At 52.2% G+C, this 8,729-nt stretch carries 6 protein-coding genes; 3 read left to right on the top strand and 3 right to left on the bottom strand.

Annotation, left to right across the window (positions count from 1 at the left end; translation table 11 throughout):
* Nucleotides 1-160 precede the first annotated feature (160 nt).
* Genes tig through clpX form a run of 3 tightly spaced genes read left to right on the top strand, consistent with a single transcriptional unit; the run spans nt 161 to nt 3,443 of the window.
* Entirely contained in the window at nt 161-1,510 is a 1,350-nt protein-coding gene (gene tig, locus HRU10_11850) for a trigger factor (GenBank protein NRA27926.1), read from the top strand.
* A gap of 20 nt (nt 1,511-1,530) precedes the next feature.
* Nucleotides 1,531-2,130, top strand: coding sequence for an ATP-dependent Clp protease proteolytic subunit (locus HRU10_11845; protein ID NRA27925.1), 600 nt, complete (start codon nt 1,531-1,533; stop codon nt 2,128-2,130).
* 20 nt (nt 2,131-2,150) lie between these two features.
* Entirely contained in the window at nt 2,151-3,443 is a 1,293-nt protein-coding gene (gene clpX / locus HRU10_11840) for an ATP-dependent Clp protease ATP-binding subunit ClpX (protein ID NRA27924.1), read from the top strand.
* Between the two features lie 78 nt (nt 3,444-3,521).
* Here clpX and HRU10_11835 read toward each other — a convergent pair whose 3' ends face one another.
* From HRU10_11835 to HRU10_11825, 3 genes are all read right to left on the bottom strand, one after another.
* Nucleotides 3,522-3,770, bottom strand: coding sequence for a DUF817 family protein (locus HRU10_11835; GenBank protein NRA27923.1), 249 nt, complete (start codon nt 3,768-3,770; stop codon nt 3,522-3,524).
* 394 nt (nt 3,771-4,164) lie between these two features.
* Nucleotides 4,165-5,625 (bottom strand): TolC family protein, encoded by a 1,461-nt coding sequence (locus tag HRU10_11830; protein NRA27922.1) that lies wholly within the window; start codon nt 5,623-5,625, stop codon nt 4,165-4,167.
* A complete protein-coding gene (locus tag HRU10_11825; GenBank protein ID NRA27921.1) occupies nt 5,622-8,729 on the bottom strand; it encodes an efflux RND transporter permease subunit in 3,108 nt (1,035 codons plus the stop codon). Before HRU10_11825 ends, HRU10_11830 begins: the two co-directional genes overlap by 4 nt.

Genomic DNA, 8,729 nt, shown 5'->3' with positions numbered 1-8,729 from the left:
CCCTGCACATCGAACTTGAATGGTTATCAGTTTAAGCTATGCGAGAGCCTGGCTGTCTAGCAATCCTCCACGAAACCTCAAAAGGCCAAATAGCTTTGACCCCGGCTCTCAAAGCTAGATAGTCTGGTCGTTTTTTATCCCACAAAACGATCTTATCTTTGTGAACACATCTATCGAAAGCCTATCGGACACGCGTAAAAAGCTCACCGTCACTCTCAGTGCGGAGGAGACCACTGCAGAATACAATACGCTCGTATCCAACTACGCTCAAAAGGCGAAAATCCCCGGATTCCGCCCCGGCAAAGCACCAGCTAATATTGTCAAAACTCGCTTTAAAAAGGATATAGCTGAAGATCTTTCAGGTGCCCTCCAACGCAAAGCTTACAGCGCGGGCACTACAGAACATAAATTTCATATTGCTGGCGTCGTTGAGGCCAGTGATGTCAAGGATATCAAAGCTGGAGAAGAGCTCGAATGCTCATTCACCATCGATGTCTATCCCGAAATCGATCTCGTCGACTACAAGGGCATCGAAACCACATCGACAGATACCGACGCTACTGACGCTGAAGTCGAAGATGCTCTGCAAAATATACTCAATCAGCGCGCCGAGTATAACCCTGTCGAACGCGCCGCAGAAAAAGGCGATTACGTGCGCCTCTCGTATACGGGAACCATCGACGGTCAAAAGATTTCCGAAATCACCGAAAACGCCATGTATTCCGAGCAGGCCTCTACTTGGGAGGAAGCCGGAAATGAACATGCACCGGGCGTCCCGGCCATCGTGACAGGTATTATTGGGATGGCCAAAGAAGATAAAAAGGATATCCCTTACACCTTCCCAGACGACTTCGAAGACGATGCTCTTAAAGGAAAGGAAGCGTCCTATGCCGTTGAAATTATGGAGGTCCGCGAAAAGACACTCCCAGAGTTTACTGAAGAATTTTTAAAATCGCTCGAAGTAGAATCTGAGGAACAACTCCGCGAGCGCATCAACCAGCAAGTCAGTCAGCAAAAAGAACAGCAGAATATCCAAAGCATTCGCGGCCAGATCCAAGACTTTCTTATTGGAAACCACACCTTCGAGCTCCCACAATCGATCATCGATCAAGAGCGTAACAATATGTTGATCGAGTTCATGCAGCAGCAAATGCAGCGCGGGGTGCCTGAAGACCAGCTCCGTGAACGCGAAGAAGACATTATCAAACAAGCTGGCGGAGCTGCAGAAAATCGCGTCAAACTCCAGATCCTTCTCTCAGAAATTGCTGATAAGGAGAGCATCACCCTGGAGCAGCAAGATATGAGCTCAATCATCTATCAAGAAGCCATGTCACGCCAGATAGCTCCCGATCAGCTTGTAAAAGAGCTCCAGAAGGACAGAGAACGTCTCAACAACCTTCAACAAGCCGCCCTCTTTAACAAGGTCCTTGAATTCTTGACCAATGAGGCTAAGGTTACCGAAGTTGCGACGACAGATGCGATCGCCGAGCCCGCTTCCTCTGAAGCATAATTCTATTAGCAAATTTTCTTATGGGTGCTTATCTGCCTCTTCCCTACGTCTACGAACGCGATGGTCGCCAAGAGCGCGCCTGGGATATTTATAGCCGTCTCCTCAAGGACCGCATCATCTTCATTGGTTCGCCCATCGACGACTATGTCGCCAATTCCATCATCGCGCAGCTGCTCTTCCTTCAGATGGAGGATCCCAAAAAAGAGATAAATCTCTACATCAATAGCCCGGGCGGTAGCGTTACGGACGGCATGGCCATCTTTGATACACTGAATATGCTCAGCTGCGAAGTAGTCACTTACTGCGTCGGATTGGCAGCGAGTATGGGTACCGTTCTCCTTGCTGCTGGCACCAAAGGTAAGCGTTACGCGCTTCCAAATAGCCGCATCATGATTCACCAGCCTTCGGGTGGTGCGGGCGGCCAAACCTCGGATATCTCCATTGCGGCCAAAGAAATTCTTCGCTGGCGGGAAACCATCAATCAAGTCCTCGCTGAGCGCTCTGGGCAATCACTCGAGCAGATCGCCAAAGACTCAGACCGCGATTTTTACATGACCGCCGAAGAGGCCAAAAACTACGGCCTCGTAGATCAGGTGTTTGAAAAAAATAAGGCCGAATAGGCCGTTACTCATAAGTTCATATGGCCAAATCGTCTCGCATGACCTTCTGTTCCTTCTGCGGCAAATCGCAGAATGAAGTGAAGAAAATGATCGCTGGTCCCGCCGGAGTACACATCTGCGATTCCTGTGTGAGTGTCTGCAAGACCATCATTGATCGCGAGATTCAGGAGGACCCCCATACAAACGAGCGAAACGCCTTCAACCTGATTCGCCCCTCAGAGATCAAGGGGCGCCTCGACCAGCACATCATTGGTCAACATGATGCCAAGAAAGTCCTGTCTGTAGCAGTGTATAACCACTACAAACGCCTTTCTACACTCACTGCCGAAAGCTCAGACAACAAGGTTGAAGACCTTTCCGACGAGCTGGCGAAAGTCTCCATCGAGAAGAGCAACATTTTACTCATCGGCCCCACCGGCTCGGGCAAAACCTTGCTCGCGCGCACCCTGGCCAAAATGCTCGATGTCCCCTTTGCCATCGCCGATGCCACCACGCTAACTGAAGCCGGTTACGTCGGCGAAGACGTGGAGAACATCGTCCTACGCCTCCTACAATCGGCAGATTACGACACGCGCAAGGCTGAGGTCGGTATCATCTACGTCGACGAGATCGACAAAATCGGGCGAAAAACTGACAACGTCTCCATCACACGCGACGTATCAGGAGAGGGGGTTCAGCAGGCACTCCTCAAAATCTTAGAAGGCACGACCTGCAACGTACCCCCACAAGGTGGGCGTAAACATCCGAACCAGGAATATATCCAGGTCAGCACCAGCAACATTCTCTTTATTGTAGGCGGGGCATTCGTCGGACTCGAAAAGATCATTCGAGATCGGATTGGACTCAAAGTTCTTGGGTTCAAAGGTGAGGACAAGGACGACATAGACATCCAAGCTGACGATTACCTACTCGAGCACGTTCAGCCCGAGGACCTCGTCAATTTTGGTCTCATCCCAGAATTTATCGGCCGCCTGCCCATGGTCTCCGTCCTTAACGAAATGGACAAAGAAGACCTTGAGCACATTTTGACGGATACCAGTAACTCTCTAGTGAAACAGTATCGTAAGCTGTTTGCCCTAGATGATGTGCATCTAGAATTCACGAAAGACGCTATCTCAGCGATTGCCGAAAAGGCACTCGAGCTCAAAACCGGTGCCCGTGCCCTGCGCTCTATCATGGAAAATATCATGCTCGACATCATGTATGATATCCCTGAGGACGAAGACATCCGCGAAGTCATCATCGACGGCTCTGTCGTCAACGACCGCGCGAAGCCTACCGTAAAACGCATCGACTCCAAGCCAGCGGCATAGGGAGGAGATCGTTCTATTCTTTGGCGGTTTAGCCGCCGGTAGCCTCTCGAAATTCGCTTCGAAGGAATCGAGATACATTCAATGCCTATTGCGTGCCTGACTCTGGTTCGACGTTGGACGCTGCACTATAGAGACCAAAACAAAACTCAGGATCATCAACAAAAACCAAGCCATCAGTTTTGAAGTCGGCACAATCCGCCATGCCTCTGATTGATTTGGATAGATCCAGATATTGGCGTAAGTGGCGATATTCTCTGCAATCGTCAGCTTTGTAGAGTGATCACGAAAGCAATTGCCACGGGGTGGGTCAAAACTCCGGCCAAGCAGTGCCTATCACCATCACGCTACGCGTGGCATCTGGGTCTAACCCGAATTATGCAATAGATCGCGGCTAAACACCCACGGTCCCAATGCAAAATATTCGCGTCTATTCGCGTGTATTAGCGGATCCTCAAAAGACAAAAACCCAGCCTAGGTATCCATGCACACTCCTGCGGCCTACTTCTTCGCCGCGGAAATCCGCGGAAGTCTTTTCTGGAGAAAGGCGTACGTCTCGATTTTCACATTCCACGCTGTTCTGCGCCTTCTAAGCCTCACGTCAAAGCGTGGCCCTCCAATTATTGAGGGTGGCGATTCGCCGCCGCATAAAGGGTAGTTGAATTGCTATGCGCCAATTCAAATGCTGACACTCTTCGAAATTGCACCCGATCTGTTGGAAAAACTAATCCCGGACATTCAGGCCGCGCATCTGCAGGAGCATGCCCTCACTGCGTAGCAATGCCACGCGGGCAATTTGGTGTTCGACGAGCGCATTGATCTCAGCGAGCTGACTTGCGATGAGATCGCGCTGGGCCCGGGAGACGTCAAAACTGGTGGAAGTCCCCACCTCAAAGCGTCCCTGCTCGGCGGCCAACGTCTGCTCGCGGAAGAGGCGTGTTTCTCCCGTTGCATCAATCAGCTCAAGTGTTCGCTCCACTTCGTTGACCGCGAGGAGGACATCGAGGCGCACTAGGTTGCGGAGATTCTCTAGCGCTTCTTCGGACTGGCCTACAGTAGCACGAGCTGCTCTATCGCGACCGCGCGCCTGGCGATTGCCCCATGCTCTGGAAAAAGTCAGGCCTACAGTAAAGTCGTAGCTCGGGCCATCAGAGTTACGATACGCCTCGAGGAGGGTGTCAGAGTATCCAGTGCTCCCGAGATCGATAAAAAAGTCGAGCTGCGGTAAGCGTCCATTCTTCGTTACAACAAGTCGGAGCCGATCGGATTGAAGCTGCAACTGGGCCTCGCCGATCTCCGGGCGCTGTTGAAGTGCGAGTGCAATGCGATCGCTAGGATCCGATGAAAATCCTTCGGCAGCTGAAGCTTGGCTACTGGGTGCTCGATCCAACGCCAACTCTGGATCCACAACTGCATCCATCGATTGGCTTAGGGCATAAGCACGTTGCTTCACATCGCTGCGCGCATCAATTAAACCCTGCCTGCGTGAGGCCAATTCTGCACGAGCCGCTGCTGCTTCGTTCCCAGGCAAATTCCCAACCTCTATTTGATAAAGCACAGACTCCAATTGCTCCTCTGCTACTTGCACACCTACTTCAAAAACCTTGAGTGCCTCGATTGCAGCATACCAGCGCCAATACCCTATCTCGATATCTGCAATGAGCGCCTCTGCAAAACCCTGGAGTTCAAAAATACTCGCCGCCTCTGCGAACTCAGCCTGACGCAACTGCGCCAGATTCGTTCCTGGTCCGAAACCTCTGAGAAGATTCTGGCGGACAGATAAGCCCCAGCGGACGGATTGCTGCTCGGGTGCCCGATCAGACACGCTCCGGTCTGCCCGCACCCCTACTTCCACACTCGTGCCTGTCGAAAAATCCCTCCGCACACCCACTTCTGCACGCCAATCATTTCCCGATACCGAAAACTGTTCACGCGTCGCACGATCGGTCTCACTTGCTTCTTCCTCAGAGTAATTCATTCCACCAAACAACTCCAAGTCGAAGTCACCGCGTTCAATCTCTGTAAACGCGCCAGCGATGTCGACTTCCAGACGCTGAATTCTCAAGCCACGATTATTTTTCAATCCAGAGAAAACCGCTTCTTCCAGAGACAAGGGAGTCTGTGCAACAAGCGGCTGTCCGGCAAACAGCAGCGCCAGACCCATCTGCAAAGCATGCGTTTTCAAGACCGTTGGTTTTGGAGAGTTCCTACCATCGATGGGTCTGAAATACTCTCAGAACTGCGATGTAATAGCGTGTAGACGACAGGAATAAGCACTAGAGTGATGACAGTGGAAACCGCTAAGCCTCCCACGACTGCCCGTGCTAGAGGAGCCTGAGCTTCCGCTCCTTCTCCCAAGCCCAGCGCGAGTGGCATCAGCCCGAGAATCGTCGTCAGCGTGGTCATCAAAATTGGGCGAAAACGCCGGCGGCCCGCCTCGATGACTGCGTCCATCACAGTCATGCCCTCACGCGATAAACGCGTCGCTTGGTCTACCAAGAGAATTGCGTTATTCACCACGATGCCTCCCAACATAATACAGCCCAAGCCAGATTGAATGTTGAGTGTGGTTCCCGTGAGCCACAGCGCCCAGACTACGCCGATTGCCGCCATCGGCGTGGAGAGCATTACAATGATTGGATCGCGCAAGCTCTCATATTGGCAAGCCAACACCATGTAGACCAGCAAGAGGGAAAGCAGTAGGGCAAAAACCATTTCGCGGAAGGCCTGCTGCTGCTCTTCAAATTCGCCCGAAAGCTTCAATTCAAAACCACTGGGCCGTGGTATGCTATCGAGTGCCGCCTGAATATCGGACGCCACAGAGCCCATGTCGCGCCCGGCTACATTGACATACACCTGGACCAAGCGCTGTTGATTCTTACGCTGTATTTCCAGTGGGGCGCGACTACTCGAAGTCTCCACTAGATTACCCAGTGCTACGGTATCCCCATTAGGAGCAGTGAGCGTCAACCCAAGGATTTCATCAGGTGTCCGCTGCTGTGCGTCCTTGAGCTGGACAAGAATACGAAACGCGCTGCCTTCGTCGCGGAAATTTCCCGCCTGAGTTCCAGCGATCGCAGTGCGAATGACCTGTGTAGCATCGCGTGGGCTAAATCCAAGATCGGCGATTTTATTACGATCGAGAATAATCTCTTGCTGAGGCGTTCCCTCATCGAAACTGAGGTCGACATCGGATACACCCGGAATGCCAGCCACAACACCTTCTGCTCGTAGCGCCAAGGTCTCTAAGGTCTCCAAATCAAATCCCCGCACCTCGATGGTGATGCCTTCAGACTCAGCACCCAAGATCCGATTCAGTGTGGATTGTCCTTGAGGGGCACGCACGCGCATTCGCATCCCCGGGATTTTACCTTCTACCAAGGTGCGCAACGCAGCCGCGATTTCGGTGTTCGAGCGCGATCGCTCAGCGGCGGGAACTAAAGCCATCTCGACCTCACCGCGATTCTCTCGCACGCTGGTAACGTAAGATTCGATCTCAGGGACAGCCGGGAGCACGATCTCCTCAATAATACGCGTCCGCTCGTCTACTAGATCAAGGCGCGTGCCCACTTCCATCCTTCCACTCACTTCCACCTCCCCCTCATCGCTCGGTGGCAGAAATTCTGAGCCCAATTGAGTGGCCAACGGCAGACTTACCATAAACATGGCAATTACGATTCCCGCAAACTTGAGGCGGTTCTCCAACGCCCAACTCAAGAACTTCAGATAGGCCTGCGTGAGCGTCTCCAGCCGATTCTCCGCGCGCTCGCTCAAATCGCGAACCCACTCAGGGGCCCGCGATTCGGATTTCTCAGAGGAACGTTTCACCAGTTTCGAAGCTAAAACAGGCACGACCGTGAGCGCTACCAAGAGCGAGCACAGCAAAGAAAAAGCAATGGTATAGGCCATCTCGCTGAATAGCTGACCTGCGACTCTCTGCATAAAGACCACGGGCAAAAAAATCACCAATGTCGTGATAGTACTGGCTGTAATCGCACCAGCCACCTCTTGAGCTCCAGCAGCGGATGCCACGTGCGCCTCATCTCCCAGCTGTTGTCGCCTTCGGAAAATGTTCTCTAAAACCACAATCGAACTATCGACCATCATACCCACCCCAAGCGCTAAGCCCCCAAGCGTCATCATATTGATGGTCAAGCCCCCAAAATAGATCAGAGCAAAGGTAGCTATAATCGATACAGGGATAGAGATGGCTATCACCAGCGTACTGCGAATATTCCTCAGGAAAAACAAGAGAATCAAAATAGCGAAACCCGCTCCATAGAGCACCGACTGGGAAACGTTTTGGATCGAACGCTCGATGAAATTTCCCTGGTTCGTCACAGGAACGATATTCAGCTGCGGAAACTCCTGATTGAGCTGATCGATAAGTGCCAGGATTTCCCTAGATACTTCGACCGTGTTTGCATCAGCCTGTTTGCGAATGGCGATGCGCACACCCTGTTCTCCATTGAGCCGGATGATGCGTTCCTCCTTTTCATGAGTGTCGAGGATGTCGGCGACGTCTCCCAATCGTACCGCCGCGCCATCGCGCATATCCAAGACTGTGTCTTGGATCTCCTGGACAGTCTTATATTGGGCGGGGGCGCGCAGGGTCACCTCGTAGCGGCCTTGTTCAATCTGGCCTGCGGGAAGGTCGAGATTCGAATCGCGAAGCGCCGAGACTACCTCACCTACGGGAATACCCAAGGCATTCAATTTTTCTAGATAGAGCTCCACGCGCACCTCGCGATCGAAGCCACCCCAGAAATCAAGCTGGGCAATTCCAGGTATTTGGGTGAAGCGATGCCGAATCTGATTGTTGATGACATTGGTCATCTCGATCGGATCGAGGGCACTCGACACACCCAGGATAATCACCGGAAAATCCTCAATCCCGAATGAACGTACCCGCGGCCGGGTAATATCGTCCGGTAATTCACTCATCTCCTCCTCAATAGCTGAACGCACCTCAATGACCGCGGCGTCTAAGTCAGTACCCCATGCAAATGTGATCGATATATTCGCCCCGCCTTCGTCTGAGCGAGAACTCATCTCCTCAATTCCTGGAACGCGCGCAATAATCTCCTCAACGATTTGTGTCACTTGCTGCTCCATTACCTGAGGGCTGGCTCCATCAAAACCGACCCGCACAGAAGCGCGCGGCAATTCGATCGCCGGCAACATATCGATGCGTAATTGGCCCAACGACACCCCTCCTAACAAGAGGAGAATACCGGTCACCATAGAGGTGAATATAGGATGTTTTACTGCGAATGAGGGGAGTTTCAT

This window comes from Opitutales bacterium, from assembly GCA_013215165.1.
GTDB lineage: Bacteria > Verrucomicrobiota > Verrucomicrobiia > Opitutales > JABSRG01 > JABSRG01.
Note: the sequence above shows the minus strand (reverse complement) of the source record. Positions and strands in the feature narration are given on the sequence as shown.

What these genes read in the sequence shown, in the direction of transcription:
- HRU10_11845 (NRA27925.1), top strand. Translation starts at nt 1,531, where the DNA reads ATGGGTGCTTATCTGCCTCTTCCCTACGTCTACGAACGCGATGGTCGC.
- clpX (NRA27924.1), top strand. Translation starts at nt 2,151, where the DNA reads ATGGCCAAATCGTCTCGCATGACCTTCTGTTCCTTCTGCGGCAAATCG.
- HRU10_11825 (NRA27921.1), bottom strand. Translation starts at nt 8,729, where the DNA reads ATGAAACTCCCCTCATTCGCAGTAAAACATCCTATATTCACCTCTATG.